This window comes from Psychrobacter sp. Ps4, assembly GCF_022129285.1.
Classification (GTDB): Bacteria; Pseudomonadota; Gammaproteobacteria; order Pseudomonadales; family Moraxellaceae; genus Psychrobacter; species Psychrobacter immobilis_A.
Window position 1 is genome coordinate 53,839 of record NZ_JADQAK010000007.1, and the last position, 19,746, is coordinate 73,584.

The window sequence follows — 19,746 nt, forward strand, 5'->3', positions numbered from 1 at the left end:
AAGCTGGTTCCATTATGGAGCCAGCTTTTTTGTTTTACTATTATTCTTATAGCCACCTTTATCTTCAACCGTAATGCCTTGAAACTTAAGCGCTTTACTGGTGGTTTCCAACAGTTGTAACTCTTCTTCAATAAGCGTCAGCATTTCTTGCACATGTGGTAGTGCCTTACTACAAGCCGTAATCCCAAATTCAATCTTATCTAGATAACTAGCAAGGGTGATATTCATTGCTTGACCGTTGAAGACAATAGACGCAGGGTACAACGATTGCAAACGTGCACCATTCCAATATAGCGGTTTTTCAGAACCAGGTACATTAGAGATAATCAGGTTAAACGCCTGCTTTTTGGGAAATAGACTGGTCGCTAAGTTGATACCTTCCCAAGCATAGGCAATCACGCTGTAGTTAATCACTTGGGCTTGATTCATGCGTCGAAAGCGGCGTTTGCCGTTATTCATACTGCGATGAATCAGTTTGATTCGGCTCAAGGGATCATCTAAATGCGTGCCCAAATTGGCCAGTACAAAGGATAATTGATTGCCTGCCACACTGTCATCTGTACGCAGCGACATCGGTACAAAAGCAATGAGTGGCTTGCTAGGCAGCGCATCCATGGAGATGAGATAACGACGAATGGCACCCGCACATACCGCCAGCACCACATCGTTTTTACTGATATTTAGTCGCTCAGCAATATCGTTAAAACGCTGAATATCATAAGACTGCGCGGCTATGCGCCGTGAGGCTGAGATGCGTTTATTAAGTACACTCATCGGCGCATCAAAAGTACCGACATAACTGTCATCACCATAATTTTTCAAATTATCCAGCAGTTCGGTAAATACAGGTTTAATGGTAGATATTTGCTCTTTAATGATGCGTAATGCGGAGCGCTCTTTGGGTAAAATCGCATCGACTTGATTGCGATGGCGTGCCATTAATGACCAAATCGGTAGCGTTACTGGCTCAGTGGGCGATTGTGATAATGATTTTTTGACAAGGCGCATGGCAGCAATGCCATCAACCAACGAATGGTGAATTTTAAAATATAGAGCAAAACGCTCAGGGTCGCCTTCGTTTTCTGGTTGAATACCTTCAATCACATGACATTCCCACAATGGCATGGCACGATCCAACAGCCGACCATGCTCTCTTGAAACATACATCAATAACTCGCGAACCCGTGCAGGCTTTGGTAAGGCAACATGATGCAAGTGATGCTCAACATCAAAATGCTTGTCCTTTTTCCAAAAAGCCAAATGCTCAAGCACTTGGTTGAAAGGAAAGGTAGGCGACACATCAGAATCTTGCATCTGTTTGACCAATTGGCAAACAAAACCGCTACCCGCATTCTCTGGCAATTCGAATAGGAATAGACCTCCAACATGCATGGGCTGTTTACGCGACTCAAGAAGTAAAAACAACTGGTCGACTGCTGTGAGAAGCCGCATAATAAATCCTTTTATGACGATAAGTTGAGTAAAAGTTACTTCTTTTATTATTATTTTATAGCTGACTTTTTATTAAATACTATGAATTTAATAATGGTCGTTAAATTTAAAAGCTATTGAAAAAAGTATCCTGTTTGCGGTGAGCTCGCAGTTGCCATTTTGCGCATTGGCATACGACCCGCCAAGAACGCCGCGCGCCCTGCCCAGATGGCATGCTTCATGGCATGGGCCATCATGACTGGGTTTTGCGCATTGGCAATCGCCGAATTCATCAGGACGCCATCACAGCCAAGCTCCATAGCCAGCGCTGCATCAGAGGCCGTGCCAACGCCTGCATCAACCAATACCGGTACTTTGGCATTTTCGATAATAAGACTGAGGGTGTGACGATTCAGCAAACCAAGACCTGAACCAATCAAGCTACCAAGTGGCATAATTGCCACACAGCCCATACTTTCTAATTCTTGAGCGACGATAGGGTCGTCTGAGGTATAAACCATCACTTCAAAGCCATCATCAATCAATACTTTGGCAGCTTTTAGCGTTTCCATCACATTCGGGTAGAGGGTTTTTTCATCGCCCAATACTTCAAGCTTAACCAGATTATGCCCGCCTAACAGCTCGCGAGCAAGCTTACAGGTACGAATGGCAGTCTCGGCATCGAAACAACCAGCAGTGTTGGGTAAAATGGTGTATTTATCGGGGGAAATCACATCAAGTAGATTGGGCTCATTGCTGTTTTGTCCGATATTGGTACGACGAATAGCAACGGTGACAATCTCTGCTGCCGACGCGCCAATGGCGGCGCCCGTTTCAGTCATATCCTTATACTTGCCCGTACCGACCAACAGGCGAGAAGAAAAAGTACGACTCCCGACCGTAAAAGTGTCTTGTAAAAGGGGCGTCGGATGAGTAGCAGTGCTTGTGTTCTCTGACATAACTGAAAATCCTAATGGCGAGTAAAACAAAATGCTATTATAACAAAATCATGCAATCTTACTTGCAGTCTTTTTTGGTTTAGCCAGTTAAGCATAATACGTTTGCCACGCTTTGACACGAGTTTCTTTCTGAGTTTATCTTTATCTATCAGGTCGCTTTTATGATGCAACTGCCGTACAGTTTTGCGAAACGCCATCAAATTTTGGCCATACTTGCCATTGATCCTGAGCTGCCAGCGACTTTGGTGCTGACCAAAGCCACGCCATTATCAGCGATTAATGAGGCAGTGCGATTTTTACAGCAGCAAGGGGTACGCGGTGTGCCCACTTATGAAAGCATCAGCGCCGATGACTTTGAAAAGCGCATGAACGCCGCTTATGCAGGCAATACTGGTGAGTCGCAACATATTGCCGCTGGACTCGAAGACCATCCTGATCTTGATAGTTTGGCAGATAGTGTCCCTGAAACTGAAGATCTGATGGATCAACAAGATGATGCGCCTATTATTCGTCTCATCAATGCATTGTTGTCCGAAGCGATACGTTTAAATGCCTCAGATATCCATATTGAAACCTTTGAAAAACGCTTGGTCGTGCGCTTTCGTGTTGACGGTGAATTAAAAGAAATCATTACGCCAAAACGCCAATTAGCGCCATTATTGGTGTCGCGTATCAAGGTCATGGCCAAGCTCGATATCGCCGAAAAACGCGTGCCACAAGATGGACGTATCAGCTTACGGCTGGCAGGGCGTGAGGTTGATGTGCGGGTATCGACATTGCCATCGAGCTTTGGTGAACGCGTGGTCATGCGTCTATTAGATAAGCAAGCAGGTCGCCTGAATATGACATATTTAGGGCTATCTGATAACGATTACAGTGAGCTAAAACGCTTGATTCATCGCCCACACGGCATTATTTTGGTGACAGGGCCGACAGGTTCAGGGAAAACCACGACGCTATATTCAGCATTGACCGATCTCAATGACCAAACCCGTAATATCTTGACCGCTGAAGATCCGATTGAGTTTCAGCTCGATGGCATTGGGCAAACGCAGGTTAATAATAAAGTCGATATGACCTTTGCCAAAAGTTTACGTGCGATGTTACGTCAAGATCCAGACGTGGTGATGGTTGGTGAGATTCGGGATTTAGAAACGGCAGAAATTGCCGTACAAGCGTCGCTTACTGGACATTTGGTGTTATCAACTTTACATACCAACACCGCCATTGGTGCCGTCACGCGTCTGCAAGATATGGGCGTTGAGCCATTTTTATTATCGTCATCGCTGATTGGTGTCGTCGCCCAGCGCTTGGTGCGTACGTTATGCCCGCATTGTCATGGTTGGCAAGTGGCTGATAGTGAGCAAGCCAAATTATTTACTGAAATTGGTATTGTGCCAGTCTCAGAGAATGGTGCTGAAACTTTAACAACTACACCTATCAATCTACCCAGACCAGTTGGCTGCGACAAATGCAATCAATCAGGGTTTAAAGGACGGACGGCGATATATGAAGTGGTGCCCGTTGATGATACCTTGCGCCGTATGATTCATAGTAATACCGCCGAGTATGAGCTAGAGGAGTACGCACGTCAGCAGACACCGTCGATTCGTGCGGATGGGTTGCATAAAGTCATTGCAGGTCGTACGACGTTAGAGGAAGTGCTACGAGTGACGAAAGAGAGTGCCTTAGCTGATGACACAATACTTGTATAAAATGTCTAGAGTGCATTGGTGATGGTTTAATCTACCTCAGCCAAAGGGTCTGCATAGCAGGTAAAAAAATAACTGGCTATGGTAGCCAGTTATTTGATGGTCATTCTTTACTGTTTTTAATACTTTACTGTTTTTAATACTTTAGTGTTTTGAATAGTTCAGTGCTTTTAATAATTTAACGTGTGACGTCATTATTATTTTGCAGCGATACATTCAACTTCAACGCTGGCACCAGCCGCCAATTCAGCGACGCCAAAGGCTGAACGTACCGGATAAGGTTTGGCCAATTCTGCTTTATAGACTTTATTAAAATCGTCAAAGTCATCCATGTCTGTCAGCATCGCCATACATTTGACGATGTCTGACTTTTGATAGCCGTACTCTAACAGGGTTTCATTAATATTATCCAATGCTTGCTTGGCTTCGGCTTTGACACCACCTTTGACCAATTTGCCATCTTTAAAACCAATTTGTCCAGACATGTATAGCGTATCGCCCACACGTACTGCTTCTGAAAAAGGATAATTACCGCCATCACCAAGAAATACAGGGCTAGATTTAGTCACGCTTGCGGTAGTTGCCATTGGCGCCGCATTCGCTGTCATAGCAAGGCCTAGTGAGCACGCGCCCACGAGCAACGCCTTAGTTAAATGGGTAGTCAATTTATGGGTAATCTTGGACATCGCTGTCTCCTTATTATAAGTTTTTTTCACAATTTTTTTAAATTCACTATACAAGTTTAACAAACATAATGTCTCATCACACTAGATGACACATTATGTCTTACTTATGCTTAACCAGTTATTGGTCGTTTTGCTCAGCTTCGACTTCTGTTTTAGATTCAGTGTCAGCTTCTAGCGGCTTTTCGCTACTTTTGCCTTGACGGCGGGCTTCTAATTCAGACTTAGGAATCCAAGCCCATGTCATCTCAACCACGATAGGGTCACGATCACTGTCAGACTCACGGTCATGAATGACGCACGGAATTACCATTTCGCCTTTTGGTGTATTTAGGATATCTAAGCGCTGCTCATCCGATAAAGACGCCACTGCTGCAATTTGACCTTTTTTAATCGGGCGATAAAAATTAACCGAGTATGATTTAATCAATAGTACGCGGTCAGAGGGTAGGTTTAAACCCAAAATAAAACCAGTCGCTGTTTCGGCAAGTAAGGTAATGGCGACCGCATGAATAGAGCCAATATGATTTTGCACTGCTTTGGTGTTGTTTAAGCTCACGACGACTTGGTTGGGTTCGACCGTTTCATAATAGACGCCCGTTGTGCCTACATATGGAACCACTTTACCAAAGGCTTTGGATAAGATGCTCGAGCGTGCGCTGGTAGGTAAGTATTTGGTAACAGATAACAGTTTGGTAAATTGATTGCTGATGGGCTTGAGCGTGCTGTTGGGTTTTTCGACGGGCGATCTTGTGCTGTCAGAGGTTTTGGCTGGCAATTTATTGGTTAGCTTGCTAGGGAGTTTTTTTAATAATCCTGACATACAAAATTCCTTAATGTAGATAGATTAAATGACGCTTTGAGTGTTACATATTTCATCATAGCAGCTGATAGGATGCCTATTGTGCAAGCTGCCATGCTCACTATGGTACATTAACCGCCGTCTGCCTACTATTATTAGCATGAACTGTTGCGCTTATAAAATAGGGCTAACGTCATGATACTCTAGATGCTAGGAATGCTATCGCTCAACGCAACATCGTATCACTTAGATGCTTTCATAAACAGTGCTGCTGGATGCCATAAAGACAGCCACGCTATAATGATGATATTTTAGCGTATCTTATTGATTATTTTTCTTATTTCCTTTTTCTATGCTGGATGAAGCTATGCCTGACACGTCAATTCATGTGCCGACCAATATCATTTATACAGGCGTTGCTGGTACGGGAAAAACCTATCGACTGTTACAAATTGCTAAGCGATATACCGACTATCTGCCGAGAGCCGATGAGGCAGATTTGTTAGGGCAGCTATTGCAAGCGCTTAGCTGGCGTGAAATCGTATGCTTGGTACTTTTGGATTTTCAATCTAAACACCAAGACTTGGTAAAAGTGCCTGAAATCGTCAATCATGCGTTCTTTGTCGCGAAAGCCGCACAGAATGCCCGCGAAAAAAACTTAAGCAATACGGCTTGGTCTGTCCTTCAAATGCATAGCCCTACCAATTCAAAAACTGTGACTTATAAAAACCGTGCCAGCCAAGCCTATTTTGATAAAGATGAGGGCGGTGCGTGGTATTTGCTGCCAGAAAGCTTTGAGTTATTAACAGAGCTATCGCAGCAACTTGCCGAATTTCAGCAAGCGCAGCGTGATAACAGTGTCAACCAAAGCCAAGCTAATCCAAATCAAGGTTTTAGCCAGCAGCGCTTTACCATGGTTAGCTTCCATCAAGCATATGGCTATGAAGAGTTTGTCGAAGGCATTCGTCCTGTCATGGCAGCGTCTAATCATACAACAAGTAGCTTATCTCAAATGAATTACGCCATTCAAGATGGTGCATTTTTAAAACTGTGTCAAAGGGCAGCAAATGATCCAGAGCAGCGTTATGCCATCTTAATTGATGAGATCAATCGCGCCAACGTGTCACGAGTATTTGGCGAGCTACTCAGTCTAATTGAGCCAGACAAACGGGCTGGCATGGCAAACGCGATGGCCGTTCATTTGGCCTATTCTGGACGGGTTTTTAGCATCCCTGCTAACATCGATATTTATGCCACGATGAACATCCAAGATCACTCGTTAGCACCACTTGATATGGCCTTACGTCGGCGCTTTCGTTTTATAGACTGTCCTCCGCAGCCCAAGTTATTACCGATGATTCATGTACACCGAAACTCAGAAACTGACAGTCCAGCAGCAACGATAGATTTGGCAAAGCTCTTAGCTGGTTTGAATGATCGCATCACGCAAACATTGGGAATGGAAGCGCAATTGGGTCATGCTTTTTTATGGTCAGTGACGGATATTGGACAATTGCAAGCGGCGTTGGTTGAACAAATTATTCCGCAGTTAATGCAAGCGACGGGTGGGCAAGAGGGTACTTTGCAATATATCTTTAGAGACGAGCAGCAGCCACTGCGAGCGCAGTTTATTCATGATAGTCATGTATCCATCAATGACAGTGTGAATGATCAAGTGAATGCTAATAGTCAAAATCCGCTGTTTACTGGTCAAAACGCATTTTTCGGTCAGTCTATGCGCACTGCTGGCTATAAGATAAATGCCGACCTCATTGCGGGGGTAGGCGATTTTGCCACACCTACTGTCTATCAACGTTTATATCCATAAAGGTGCTCAGCGTTGATAAATAAAAGCTTTAGTCATAAAGTCATAGCCAATAATATTGACAGTACCGACGTTAATGCGCGTGATACCAATATCATCACTGTGTTTGAGCATCAGCGTCTAATAGCGCATGACTTCTTACGGGTATCTGATTTCCATTGGTTGATGGCGCAAGAGTTTGCGGTATTTAGCATTAAGCGAAGACAGGGACAATGGCAGTTAAAAGTCGGACATTATATAGGGGTTATTTTACTGCCTAGCGGCATGACGCTTGAGATTTTACCTAAACTTGCGGCAAAAACTTCTAGCGATCAAGTCGCGCAGCAATCATACCTTTCACAGAATACCAGTCATCGCCATGCCAGTCATCGCCCCGATATCAGTCTAACTCGCCAATGGGTGCAGGGCATGCTATCGGATTTGACCAATAGCAGTCATGTCAAAAACAAGCTACCCAATACAAAAAATCTAGGTCAATTTAGCAGTCAATTGTCGCCGCTATCGATAGCTGTACTGCCATTGTCAGATTGGCTTATCACGCAGTTTTTGCAGCGGCTGGTACATTATCGACCAAGCAAACACTATCAGACGCAGGTCGATAATCAAGCATCGCTACAAGGTCGACTGCTCATCAAAGAACAATTGCGCCACAACAGCATGCAGCCGCATAAGTTTGTCTGTGAGAGCAGTATACTGAGCCAAGACATGCTAGGTAATCGGCTGATTAAGAGCACGTTGGTTTTGATGACACCTTTATTTTTTCAATCAACGCTATCGAAAGCAGCTGCGCCTAAATTTTTGCAGGCTTGGCAGCGAGTAGCGGCGTTGAGTTATCAAGAGCTGACACAGTTAGAGTCGATATACAAGCAAGCCAAGCGTCAGTTAGCCGCTCAACCGCTTCGAGCACCGCAACTACAAGCTGCTCAGCAGTTGTTAGATATGGCTTATTGGTTACTAAGGCAGTCCAATAATGTGGCAACAGGTAATGGTATTGCGCCAAAACAACCCTTCAAGCAAAATCTGTCCTCTCCGCGTTTATGCTTGCTGATTGATATGAATCAAGCTTTTGAGCAATGGGCAAGTATGCGCATTGCCTCGATGTTTCAGCAAGTGAGTCAACAATATCAGCCGTTATATCAAACGCAAAGTATCTGGCTAACGGATGCAGAAGGGCGCGCATGCCTGTCTATACGACCTGATTTGCTCATATATAAAACTGATGCTGATGATAATTGTCAAAATCAGAGTAGCACTGCGGTTATTGAAGCTAGAGAAAAAGGTCACTATAGCCATGTCATCGATATTAAATGGAAGCATTTATCGCAGACAGCCAGCATGAGTGCCAGCGATGCTTATCAATTGATGAGTTACGCTCAGGCCTATCAAGCAGGGCAGGTGTGGCTGGTTTACCCAGTACAAGATAATGAGCGGTTGCCAGTTGCGCTCAGCCAACAAGTGCATGATTATAAAAAGACTGATGGTGCTAACAACCATGATAAGAGGCATAATATTGCTGGTGAAAAAGTGAGTCCTGCGCCATTGTGGCTCGTACCATTCAATGTTCTGACTGGTAAGATAAACGGCGGCTTGCTTCCTGATTGGAATAGAGTATAATGAGCGCTGTCGATGAGTAAGTAGCACTTAGCATCGTGGAGAAAAGGATTTGTCATAGTGGTTTTTATGATAAATGAGCGTTTTTTAAGTAATTTAGCAGTTTTTTTAAATTAATTAAAAATAGGTGTTGACACCATCGGCTTTTCCCCTTAATATGTGCACCTCGATAGCAAGGAACGTTAACAAGTTAGTGGCATTGCCAACAACGAGTTAATCAACAAACTATCGTGATAATAGAAATTTCGGAGTGTGGCGCAGTTTGGTAGCGCATCTGGTTTGGGACCAGAGGGTCGTAGGTTCGAATCCTATCACTCCGACCATCTATTTTTAAGAGCCTTACAGGCTTTTTTTTATGTATAATGGTTTAGTTTTTGATATATTTAAAACTTGCTTTAGTATATAAAAGTCCTCTAAGAGCGCCTGTAGCTCAGCTGGATAGAGCATCTCCCTTCTAAGGAGGTGGCCGCAGGTTCGAATCCTGCCAGGCGCACCATTTAGCCTGCAAATCTTGCCTCATCAGGCAATAGTTATGGCGGTTGTAGCTCAGTTGGTAGAGCCCCGGGTTGTGATCTCGGTTGTCGTGGGTTCGAGTCCCATCAGTCGCCCCATATTTTATTCTGCATTATCCTCTTCTTGTTCTACCTCATTATAAAAACCTTACTCTAAATAATAATACTTGCCATGTTTGGCTTTTTTTTGTGCCTGTATGATTGGTTTTAACCTATCTTACCCCCTGCGATTAAAATTTGTAGACTCATCAGCCCTTTGATTGTCTATTGATTTACTGGTTTTTTGTCTCATTTATTTTTATTATGGGTTCTCATTTTAGACGCTCCCTATCTCTGTACGTGCCTTAAACCTGCTGTGTTATTCTTTAACAGCCTTTATATAGGATAACAAGATATAGAATAACAAAGGCAACGCTTTTAGTGATGCATCATGATAAGGTCTTAAAGCCCGTTGATATATTAGGTCATCCACTAAGAAGTGATCCATTGAAGATGATACGAGTGTTAAGAAAGTCAGTTAAAAAATATATTGAATAGATTAAGTAAGCCTAAGACCGTAGTAGGGATGTGAGTGCTTGTCTGAGATGCGCTGCTATGGATCTTATATTATTGAGGAAGTGATTGATGGACGCATTGAGCGTATTGCTACAAAACGTGCATTTGTTTGAAACCAAGTATTATCGTTTGAATGGGACTGGTAATTGGTCTTATTCCATCACTAGACAAGATACGATTTTATTTTATTTAGTGATGTCTGGGAGCTTTTGTATCGACGTCGGCAATGGTTTGCGACAGGCGCACGCAGGCGATATGATTATGATTCCCAGTGCTCATAAGCATGTGAGCTATGCCTTAGATCATAATGGTGACGATGCGCTACCGCTGGATGAGTTGCTGACTGATTGTAAGGAAAACACCCTTGATATCGATGGTAATGGTGATCCTAACTCGTCTTTGATATTGATTGAATGCAAGTATGACAAAGAAATGATACGTCCTTTGTTGTCTGTGCTGCCTGCGATTTTGCCTGAAATCAATGATGAGTCTGACGGTAGGTTTGAGGTCATTGATGTCGAGATTAAGCTACTGACCTTAGAAGCCGAGCGTGAGCGCATGGGCAAGACCGCGATCATCAATCATTGGGCAAGTATTATGATGATTGAATGTTTGCGGGTTTATATTGAAAGTTTGCCTGAGGCCACAGAAAATTGGCTAAAAGCCATGAAAGACCCGTTTTTGACCAAGGCGTTAGCAGCGATGCATCAAGCGCCCAATCAAAACTGGACCATTCATAAGCTGGCTGAAGTCGCAGGAATGTCACGCTCGAGCTTTGCGCAGCGCTTTAAAGATACAGTTGGCATGCCGCCGCTGACCTATCTCATTGATTATCGCTTGCGCTTGGCGGCCCGTTATCTACGCTTGCAGCAAAACAGTATTGGCCGTATCAGTGAGTTGGTTGGCTATGCGTCAGACTCGACCTTTAGTCAAGCATTCAAGCGCGTTTATGGGGTATCACCAAAAGCCTATCGCCAACAATATCAACAAGAAAACATCGCATAACGTATCGTTAATACACCAAAAAAGCGTTAAGGTTGCCATTAGGCCCTTAACGCTTTTTTGTTTTCTCATGGTGAAGTATGAGACTTTTATGGAGATATTTCGTCTATGGTTGACAGGTGTCGACACGGAGTATTTTGACGATGGACAGCTGACAATGTGCTTGTGTTCAGGTACTATGGAATAATGAGTCATCTAGGCGCAAACGCTTGTTTTTAGCGTAAGATATGTCACTGTATGGTGGTCAGATCGTTTGTTCTAAATGATATTTATTTTTGCTGCTGATGGTATGTTATGACTGAACCGACCGCAAAGCCACGCGCAGGAGCCAATAGCCAACAAGGCTCAGCTGTGTCCGCTAAAAAACAAAGCGATATGAATCTAAGCAACGTCAAGCATGGTCGAAAAGACAAGGCGGGTGCGACACCTGACAAAGCGATGTTATTGGCACTGTTTACGCTGCCAGATATTGAAGAGGTAGGTGTTAAAGAGACAGTTGTTAAAGGCGCAGCTGATGAGTTATCTAATACCCATAGCGCGGTGCAACAATCTGCTGCTAGCGAGATGAATATTGCCGAGCAGCGTGTGGCACTGTATTGTACCCAGCATGAGCGTACGCGATTATTATATATGGCATCCGCTGCCACGCGACCTACTTATTTGGTACAAACGCTCAAATCACAATTCGCAGAACATCAGCAATACTTGCTGGCACAGCAGCTTGATAAACGCGGCTTGATGGATATCGATGGATTAGAGCGTCTTTGGCAGCAGCTGCATGTGGTCGATGACATCATCGCTGATATTGTCCGTCATATGCCAGCTCAGCAGCCAGCAGGTTGGCAACTGACCACTCAGGATGGGCGAAATCCGCTATGCTTTGCCACTGTTGGCAAATTAAAGAACAGTAAGCCTATTCGTGATCAAGGTAGTCTAAATAGCTATGTGCTTGGGCACTTCGGCGTGAGTAGTTTTACCTATGATCGCGGCTATTATATTGGCCATGTCGTTGGCTACTTATTCAGCTGTTATTTTTGTGCCCATCTATCTATTAGCTATGGTGTTACGGCACTTGGTCCGCAGGTTATAGCTGATTACGATTATGCCAGTCTTGAGACGCCATACATGGTTAGACTGCTACAAGGGCTGGATGGCTACTGTAAAAAACGTATTTATCAATTGGCAGTTATCTGTGCACGATTGAGTGTCTTTGCCAGTGACAAGCGTATCGAGAGAATGCTCATTGCTGAGGTCAACGACTTCGATAAAAAACTGCAGCAGCAGCACTTAGATGTTTTGTTATTGCAAGGTTTGATGCCAGACAGTAGCGATTCTACGCCGCTTTTTTAAGCCATTAAATCTCGATAGACCTCCTTTATAAGTCCTTGTTTATTACCTTTTATTATTGACCACTTTAGGATATTCGCTGCTATGCCCGCTTATCATTATAAAGCGTTAGATGACCATGGCAGTGTACAAAAAGGCTTGCTCGAAGGTGATTCTGCGCGACAAGTTCGCCAGCAGCTGCGTGATAAACAATGGACGCCCGTTGAAGTCAGTGCCGTCAATGACAGACAAAACCAGAATAAAAACCGCTATAAAAAACCCTCTGCTTACGAGTTGGCATTGCTGACCCGTCAATTATCGGTATTATTGGCAGCGGGTATTCCGTTAGAGGAAACGCTTGCCGCCGTCGCCAAACAGTCACCAAAAACCCATATTAAATCTCTCATGCTTGCCGTGCGCTCGCATGTATTAGAAGGTTTGAGCTTGGCGCGAGCATTGCAGCAAGCCGCCAGTTTTCCACCACTATATATCGCGACCATTGCGGCAGGAGAAAAGTCAGGTCACTTAGATTTAATCTTGAACCAGTTGGCAGATTACACCGAAAACCGCTTTGCATTGCAAAAGAAAATCCAAGGCGCGATGGTTTATCCGATTGTGCTGATGGTGATGGCAGTCGGCGTGATTATGGGCTTGATGAGTTTTGTGGTGCCCAAAATTGTCAAAGTGTTTGAGCAGTCTGAACAGGCATTGCCGCTCATTACCCAAATTGTTCTTAGCCTATCTAATCTTATTACGCAGTGGTGGTGGCTGATGCTGCTAGTATTGGCCGGAACGGCGTTTTTGTTTTATCGTTTCGCGCAGACGCAAGCGGGTAAGTTAGCGATAGACAGCATCGTGCTAAGACTACCGATATTGGCGCGGTTATCAAAAGGGCTGAATGCAGCACGTTTTGCCAGTACATTGGCGATATTGGTACGCTCAGGGGTGCCGTTAATTGAGGCACTGCATATTGGTGCGGCGGTGACGACCAATTTACATATTCAAAAAACCATCATCACTGCGGCTGATAGGGTGACGGAAGGCTCAAGTTTATCGAGTCAATTAGAAAAGTCCAGTTACTTTCCGCCGATGATGGTGCAAATGATTAAAAGTGGCGAAAACTCAGGCGAGCTTGAAAACATGCTCAGCCGCGCCGCCAATATGCAGGAAGCGGAAGCCACTAACTTTATCAGTACCTTGTTGTCGCTACTTGAGCCGTTGATGCTAGTGCTGATGGGCGTGGTAGTCATGATTATCGTGATGGCAGTGATGCTGCCGATTGTAAATATGAATGATCTGGCAGGATAATGAGCACTTAAGCCTTCTGAGCTTGTGTGCCTCCCGCTCACATTTCTATTGTAGCCATCTTACTAAATATTACGCTAGCTTTCTTAAGATTTGCTTACTGTTGTAGATTGTTGACTGAGTCACGTTTTTATTAGGGTAAAGCCAGCCATCAAGCTATAGTAAGCGTCAGTCAAAAGTTATCCTTATAAATGGAGTCGGTTCAAGATAATTTAGATACAAGGAAGGTGAGTGAAAGTACTACACATAGTAGACTGAGCGAGCCTGACACAGTATCTAATTTATATAGGAACGACTATATTACTCGTCATGCTGTGCTTCAGTATTGATGCTTATAAAAGTCAAGGTTCATAACAATATACTTGCGGTGCTAGGGCGTGTCCTTATTTTAAAAATGGTGATAAAAATGAGATAAATTGCCATCAAACAAGGAAAGTAGCGCAAATAATATCGAGATATTAAGAAGCTATTTGACGATGTTTGGCAAAATTTAGCTATTTTTAGGCCATTTAGAAAGTAAACGATTGAATTGAGGACACGCCCTAGATAAAAATAAAATCATGGTTTATAGTGATAATCGTTTCAGTGCTCATTAATACGCCGATCATTGCCGATTATTAATGTTACTTAAACGCCACTTTTCCTATTTACATCACCCTGATGCCAAAAGCGATGACAAAAGCGATGACTATAATTGACAAAATTCAAGTAACTACTATGCCAACAAGTGCTATGAGTTACAACAAGCCAGCTCGTACGAGAGCCCGTCAGCCACTGAATAACCAGTCTGGATTTACTCTGATCGAGATCATGGTCGTGATTGTAATCTTGGCAATTCTTGCAGGCTTAGTTGTCCCGAAAGTGGTGGGACAAAGTGATAAAGCTCGTGTCAAGACCACTGAAACGGCGCTTGCTACAGTATCCAACGCCCTTGATATGTATAAGGTTGATAATTCGCGCTATCCGACTACCGCACAAGGTTTAGAAGCATTAACCACACCGCCAGCAGAGGCCAAAAACTACCCAGATGGTGGTTATATCAAAGGCGGCTATCCAACAGATGGCTGGGAAAACGAGATGCAATATGTCGCCCCAGGCAGTGAAGGTCGTCCTTATGATTTATTTTCGCTGGGTGCAGATGGCCAGCAAGGCGGTGAAGGTCAAGATGCTGATCTTTATGCTCAATTATAAGTATTAGCTTGATGAGCAGTTAAAATATGGGTAGCTAACGATCCTTTACTCCATAGTATGTTTATTGGTGACGGTCGCTCTAAAGCTCTTAAATATCAACCAATAAGACCTTATTGGTTGATATTTTTATATTAGTAACTAAGTGGCATAGCATCCCATAGATAATGTCAAACCATCCATTTTTCCAAAAAGCTATACGTTTGATACCAGTCATATCGCCCCGCTCATTTGTCATTAAAATCAGCCAGTAGAGGTCATTACTCATGTTTACCAACAAACTTAATTCACAAGCCGTCATTACAAATAAACGAGTCTCTAAGTTGCCTCACGCACTTGCAATCATGAGTACTTCATTGATGATAGGGTTGTCAATGGCATCTATGAGCGCTCAAGCTGCAGGTTTGGGCGAGTTATTTGCTAATAATGGTGCCGCACAATCGAATTTTTTGCCTGTCGATAAAGCGTTTCAAGTTATTAGCAGAACTAAAGCCACCTCTAAGGGCACGCGCTTATCTATTAATTTTGATATTACGCCAGGTCATTATGTCTATAAAGATCAGCTTACTCTCAGTTTTCCTAAGGGCGTGAGTGCAACCCCCTTTACTTTTAGTCAGTCGCCGGTCTCCATTGACGACCCAACCTTTGGTAAGGTTCCCGTTTTTACCCAAAAAAACATGGTAGCAACCACGACTCTGACTACTAACAATGGTAAAGGCGCAAAAAATGCACCGATTATCATTGGCTGGCAAGGCTGTGCAAAAGCTGGGCTGTGCTATCCGCCAGAGAAAATCAAAACCACGGTTGATATCGCCGTGACACGCAAATAGACCACAAGCCGATCGACTCAAATATTGGTAATAAATAGCATATTAGGTAATAAATAGGTAGCTCTTCATGTCCATCAAGACAATAGAAAAAACACCATCGCTAACGGTACATCGCTCGTCCAAAAAATCTTATCTACTAGCGTTTGCGGTCTCTAGTAGTTCGTTGTTTACAGGACTGGCTGCGATGCCCATGATGACTCATGCGGCAGGGCTGGGTGATTTATTTAGCAGTGATAAAAATGCAGCACAGACGAAGTTTTTACCAGTGGACAAAGCTTTCCAAGTCAGTGATAGCAGTAAAACTACCAATAATGGCACGCGCTTAGCCATTAATTTTGACATTACGCCTGAGCATTATGTTTATAAAGACCAAATCAAACTGACGTTGCCAGCTGGCGTGACCGCTGCGCCTTTTACCTTTAGTCAAAAGCCAGTGTCAATCGATGATCCAACATTCGGAAAAGTACTGGTGTTTGACCAAGCGAATATGGTGGCGACGACGACCTTGAGCAGCAGTAATGGTAAAAGCGTCAACGATGCCGCCGTGGTGATTGGCTGGCAAGGCTGTGCCAAAGCAGGACTATGCTATCCACCTGAAAAAATTAAAACGACGATTGATATCGCTGCTACAACGCCACAAATTGCAGGAAATAGCGCCAGTACTTCTACTCAAGAAGCTGCTAATAACAACAGTCTGACAGATAATGACAACACCGCTGAGTCAAGTGCGACGGTTGCCGATAGTCTTGCAGCAGAGCAAGCGCTGACTGATGATGGGGTGATTGATTACGCCTTGTTGGATGATGAGGCTTTAGAGGGAGAGCTTGGCGCTACCAATACGATTTCTGGCGCAGATGAACAAGGCGTCGATGGCACTGCGACAAGTGAGGTTTCTGCGACAACCAACAATACTGTTGCTGGAGATAATGCCACTGATAGCGATCCTTTTGGTCTGGCTTCTCATCCTTGGTTGGCATTGGTATTATTGTTTTTAGCAGGGCTGGGTTTGGCATTGACACCATGCGTACTACCAATGTTGCCAATCGTTGCCAATATCGTTGCCCGTGAGGAAAACCCAACGGTGAAACGCGGTGTTATTCTCACCACCAGTTACGCTATTGGCGTGGCAACAGCTTATGGTATTTTGGGCGCAGTTATCGCCGTGTTTGGTGAATCATTAGGCATTATCGGCTGGCTACAAAACCCCATTATCCTGATTGGTTTTGCGATTGTTTTTGTCCTGCTTGCACTATATATGCTGGGTGTGTTTAGTATCCGCTTACCAAGATTTATTAGTAATAAAATGCAAGGCTTGAGTCAAGCAGGGGATAGCAAGCTGGGCAGTACGGGCGGTAGTTTAATCGCGGGTTTCTTATCTGCGCTCGTAGTATCTCCTTGTGTTTCTGCGCCATTGTTTGGGGCACTGCTTGCCGTATCGACGATTGGTAGTCCACTACTGGGTTTTGCGGCTTTATTTATGTTGGGTTTTGGTTTATCCGCACCGCTTATCTTAATTGGTGCCACCCAAGGTAAAATTATGCCGAAGGCGGGCGCGTGGATGAACTGGGTTAAGCAAGGTTTTGCCTTATTACTCTTTGCCGTTGCTTTATTATTAATTGAGCGCGTCTTTATCTCACCCGTGATGCTAATGGTATGGGCATTATGGTTTATGGTTGTAGCGATGTGGGCATGGAGTTGGTTGGGTAAAGGTCGTATGCTGACCCAAGCATTGGGGTTAATCGCTGGTATTTGGGCAACATGTTTAGTCATCGGCGCGGCGTTGGGTAACGATGATAGCTTGCATCCGCTGGCATCTTTGAGTGCTGCTCCGATGATGCAGACGACTGGTCAGCCAGCCATGAGTAATACAACAGATAAAACCGCCACAACGCTGACTGAATTAGATGCCATTATCGCCGCTAACCCTAAAGTGCTTGTCGATGTCACTGCTGAATGGTGTATCGAGTGCCGTATTATGGATAAAAACTTATTTCATAATCGTCCAGCGCAGATGCAGGATTGGCAGTTGGTGAGACTGGATATAACAGAAACTACTGACGATTCTAAAGCAATCTTAGCGCGCTATAAATTGTTTGGCCCGCCAGCATTGCTGTATTATCAAGACGGTCAGTTGACCAATCAACAAGTAGGTGAGATTGATCGTCCAGAATTTGAGCAAACGTTGACGATGCTTAATAACTGATACTTAATAAAATGAATAAGTCTTTTCTAAAGGCTTAACAATACAAAAGAGCCAATGTACTATTCATACAGTACGTTGGCTCTTCTATTTTTACCAATGGTTACTTATCATCCTGACGCTAAGCATTTGGTTTAGCGTTGATTATTGATATTTACATTGGTATAGGGCAGCGATAAGGCTAGTATAGTACACACATTTTCATTACAATAAAGCAACAATGCTGAAGGCGCATTACTCGTTGTAATTGCTGACTTCTATGTCTGAATGTCATTGGGTTTATTTTAGCGATGACGCTAATGGTCATACTCATTATCTTATATACTCTGCTGGCGATAATGTCAGTTAGATAAAGGACACTTATGTTTTCCCATATCACCGCACAGCGCCGCCCTATGCCTCTTATTACCGCGCGCAAAAACACTTTATTTCAGACAAGAAAGCATTATTTGAATATTGCTGTTGGTCTAGCGTTAACCTGCTTGACCGTGCAAGTCCAAGCTGCCGATAAAACTCAGAGCGATAATGAGTTACCAGTACCGGAGGCAGCGTTTGAGTTTGAAGATTATCAGGTGTCACAGGATGCCAATACAGCTGCGCAAGATCGCCAAGTAGTCAGTAAAGAATTTATCGCTCAGCAAGCAAAATTGTTTTTTGAATGTACCCAAGTACAGACCAGTGCCGCACGTTTGGCTTGCTTTGACAAAGTAGCCGAAGAAGGTAAAACACCGAGCTACACCACAACTAAGCAGCCAGTAGATTTGGCAAAAACCTTTCAAAGTACGCTTTCAGGTAATCCGCAAGTTGTCTTTGTAGAAGAAAAGTCTACCATTGCTGGTGCTAATAATGCCGCTACTGACTCAGTTGCGCGCGCACCTGCTACTAATGAAGGTTTAGACACCGTTGGGCTAACGCAAAGAGAAGCACAAGTTTTAGAAAATGTTGGTGTCACTCAAACAGATATCGAAAAATACACACCGCTTAGTTTATCCTATGATCTCGATAAAAACAGTGAGCGTGGAACTTGGACCGTCAGACCATACCGACCAACCTATGTATTGCCAGTATTTTATACCTTTGACCCTAACCTAGATCCAAGCACGCCGTCACAGGAAACTGAGTCCTTTTCTTCTAATGACATACGCAATACTGAACTAAAATTTCAGTTGTCTTTGAAGACCAAAGTTGCCGAAGACTTATTCGATACCAGTGCTGATTTGTGGTTTGGTTATACCCAAGAGTCACATTGGCAAGTTTATAACGAAGACAACTCGCGACCATTCCGTGCCACCGACTATCAGCCTGAAATATTTTTGACTCAGCCAGTGACAGCAGATTTACCTTTTGGTGGTCGTCTTCGTATGCTTGGTGCTGGTGCCATTCATCATTCTAATGGACAAGACGATCCGTTATCACGCTCATGGAACCGTGCTTATCTCATGGCAGGGGCAGAGTGGGGTAAGCTATCAATCGTACCGCGCCTGTGGGCTCGAGTGAATAGTGAAAGCAGCAGCAGTGAAGACAATCCAGATATCGAGGACTACATGGGTTATGGTGATATCAAATTCTTATATGATTTGCCTGATCAACAGAGCCTGAGCGGTACATTGCGCTACAATCCAAGCACCAATAAAGGGGCGGCGCAAGTCGATTATATTTATCCATTATCAGAAAATGTTAATGGCTTTGTGCAGGTTTTCCAAGGCTATGGCGAATCCATCATCGATTACAACCACGAAAATACCTCTATTGGCTTTGGTATCGTACTGAATGATTGGAAAGGTTTCTAATATCAGCGCACATTT

14 protein-coding genes and 3 tRNA genes are annotated in these 19,746 nt (G+C 43.8%); 13 read left to right on the forward strand and 4 right to left on the reverse strand.

Translation table 11 applies throughout. The features are described 5' to 3' along the window. Positions 1-12 precede the first annotated feature (12 nt). Positions 13-1,452 (reverse strand): wax ester/triacylglycerol synthase family O-acyltransferase, encoded by a 1,440-nt coding sequence (locus I3252_RS05870; protein WP_238034533.1) that lies wholly within the window; start codon positions 1,450-1,452, stop codon positions 13-15. A gap of 113 nt (positions 1,453-1,565) precedes the next feature. Then, a complete protein-coding gene (locus tag I3252_RS05875; protein ID WP_087814573.1) occupies positions 1,566-2,390 on the reverse strand; it encodes a thiazole synthase in 825 nt (274 codons plus the stop codon). A 161-nt stretch (positions 2,391-2,551) separates the two neighbouring features. Between I3252_RS05875 and gspE the strand changes: the two genes are divergently transcribed. After that, positions 2,552-4,105, forward strand: coding sequence for a type II secretion system ATPase GspE (gene gspE, locus I3252_RS05880; RefSeq protein ID WP_193011286.1), 1,554 nt, complete (start codon positions 2,552-2,554; stop codon positions 4,103-4,105). 194 nt (positions 4,106-4,299) lie between these two features. Here the strand turns inward: gspE and I3252_RS05885 are convergent, their stop codons facing one another. Both I3252_RS05885 and I3252_RS05890 read right to left on the reverse strand, forming a co-directional pair. Continuing rightward, the gene (locus I3252_RS05885; RefSeq protein ID WP_238034534.1) at positions 4,300-4,788 is read right to left on the reverse strand and encodes a RidA family protein; all 489 of its coding nucleotides are present in this window, start codon (positions 4,786-4,788) and stop codon (positions 4,300-4,302) included. 118 nt (positions 4,789-4,906) lie between these two features. After that, positions 4,907-5,608, reverse strand: a complete 702-nt coding sequence (locus I3252_RS05890; protein ID WP_238034535.1) for a DUF4442 domain-containing protein — start codon at positions 5,606-5,608, stop codon at positions 4,907-4,909. A 346-nt stretch (positions 5,609-5,954) separates the two neighbouring features. Between I3252_RS05890 and I3252_RS05895 the strand changes: the two genes are divergently transcribed. The 12 genes from I3252_RS05895 (at position 5,955) to I3252_RS05950 (ending at position 19,731) form a co-directional block, all read left to right on the forward strand. Further along, positions 5,955-7,415: an AAA family ATPase gene (locus I3252_RS05895; RefSeq protein ID WP_238034536.1), complete on the forward strand. Its 1,461-nt coding sequence runs from the start codon at positions 5,955-5,957 to the stop codon at positions 7,413-7,415. A 12-nt stretch (positions 7,416-7,427) separates the two neighbouring features. Further along, entirely contained in the window at positions 7,428-9,026 is a 1,599-nt protein-coding gene (locus I3252_RS05900; protein WP_238034537.1) for an McrC family protein, read from the forward strand. A gap of 243 nt (positions 9,027-9,269) precedes the next feature. After that, a tRNA-Pro gene (locus I3252_RS05905) sits at positions 9,270-9,346 on the forward strand. 96 nt (positions 9,347-9,442) lie between these two features. Next, positions 9,443-9,519: transfer RNA gene (locus tag I3252_RS05910), tRNA-Arg, on the forward strand. 39 nt (positions 9,520-9,558) lie between these two features. Beyond that, positions 9,559-9,634: transfer RNA gene (locus I3252_RS05915), tRNA-His, on the forward strand. 525 nt (positions 9,635-10,159) lie between these two features. After that, a complete protein-coding gene (locus tag I3252_RS05920) occupies positions 10,160-11,095 on the forward strand; it encodes an AraC family transcriptional regulator (RefSeq protein WP_238034538.1) in 936 nt (311 codons plus the stop codon). A 291-nt stretch (positions 11,096-11,386) separates the two neighbouring features. After that, positions 11,387-12,442 carry a hypothetical protein gene (locus I3252_RS05925; protein WP_238034539.1) on the forward strand — a complete coding sequence of 352 codons (1,056 nt, stop codon included), beginning with the start codon at positions 11,387-11,389 and terminating at the stop codon, positions 12,440-12,442. An 81-nt stretch (positions 12,443-12,523) separates the two neighbouring features. Further along, on the forward strand, positions 12,524-13,726 hold the full coding sequence (gene gspF / locus I3252_RS05930; protein WP_109591221.1) for a type II secretion system inner membrane protein GspF: 1,203 nt from the start codon (positions 12,524-12,526) through the stop codon (positions 13,724-13,726). A 729-nt stretch (positions 13,727-14,455) separates the two neighbouring features. Further along, entirely contained in the window at positions 14,456-14,914 is a 459-nt protein-coding gene (gene gspG, locus I3252_RS05935; protein ID WP_238034570.1) for a type II secretion system major pseudopilin GspG, read from the forward strand. A gap of 263 nt (positions 14,915-15,177) precedes the next feature. Then, on the forward strand, positions 15,178-15,741 hold the full coding sequence (locus I3252_RS05940; RefSeq protein ID WP_238034540.1) for a protein-disulfide reductase DsbD domain-containing protein: 564 nt from the start codon (positions 15,178-15,180) through the stop codon (positions 15,739-15,741). A 67-nt stretch (positions 15,742-15,808) separates the two neighbouring features. Next, on the forward strand, positions 15,809-17,944 hold the full coding sequence (locus tag I3252_RS05945; RefSeq protein ID WP_238034541.1) for a protein-disulfide reductase DsbD domain-containing protein: 2,136 nt from the start codon (positions 15,809-15,811) through the stop codon (positions 17,942-17,944). Positions 17,945-18,303: 359 nt separating this feature from the next. Next, a complete protein-coding gene (locus I3252_RS05950) occupies positions 18,304-19,731 on the forward strand; it encodes a phospholipase A (protein WP_201560016.1) in 1,428 nt (475 codons plus the stop codon). Positions 19,732-19,746 lie beyond the last annotated feature (15 nt).

What these genes read in the sequence shown, in the direction of transcription:
- I3252_RS05870 (WP_238034533.1), bottom strand. Translation starts at nt 1,452, where the DNA reads ATGCGGCTTCTCACAGCAGTCGACCAGTTGTTTTTACTTCTTGAGTCG.
- gspG (WP_238034570.1), top strand. Translation starts at nt 14,456, where the DNA reads ATGAGTTACAACAAGCCAGCTCGTACGAGAGCCCGTCAGCCACTGAAT.
- I3252_RS05925 (WP_238034539.1), top strand. Translation starts at nt 11,387, where the DNA reads ATGACTGAACCGACCGCAAAGCCACGCGCAGGAGCCAATAGCCAACAA.
- I3252_RS05875 (WP_087814573.1), bottom strand. Translation starts at nt 2,390, where the DNA reads ATGTCAGAGAACACAAGCACTGCTACTCATCCGACGCCCCTTTTACAA.
- I3252_RS05895 (WP_238034536.1), top strand. Translation starts at nt 5,955, where the DNA reads ATGCCTGACACGTCAATTCATGTGCCGACCAATATCATTTATACAGGC.
- I3252_RS05920 (WP_238034538.1), top strand. Translation starts at nt 10,160, where the DNA reads ATGGACGCATTGAGCGTATTGCTACAAAACGTGCATTTGTTTGAAACC.
- gspE (WP_193011286.1), top strand. Translation starts at nt 2,552, where the DNA reads ATGATGCAACTGCCGTACAGTTTTGCGAAACGCCATCAAATTTTGGCC.
- I3252_RS05945 (WP_238034541.1), top strand. Translation starts at nt 15,809, where the DNA reads ATGTCCATCAAGACAATAGAAAAAACACCATCGCTAACGGTACATCGC.
- I3252_RS05885 (WP_238034534.1), bottom strand. Translation starts at nt 4,788, where the DNA reads ATGTCCAAGATTACCCATAAATTGACTACCCATTTAACTAAGGCGTTG.
- I3252_RS05890 (WP_238034535.1), bottom strand. Translation starts at nt 5,608, where the DNA reads ATGTCAGGATTATTAAAAAAACTCCCTAGCAAGCTAACCAATAAATTG.
- gspF (WP_109591221.1), top strand. Translation starts at nt 12,524, where the DNA reads ATGCCCGCTTATCATTATAAAGCGTTAGATGACCATGGCAGTGTACAA.
- I3252_RS05940 (WP_238034540.1), top strand. Translation starts at nt 15,178, where the DNA reads ATGTTTACCAACAAACTTAATTCACAAGCCGTCATTACAAATAAACGA.
- I3252_RS05950 (WP_201560016.1), top strand. Translation starts at nt 18,304, where the DNA reads ATGTTTTCCCATATCACCGCACAGCGCCGCCCTATGCCTCTTATTACC.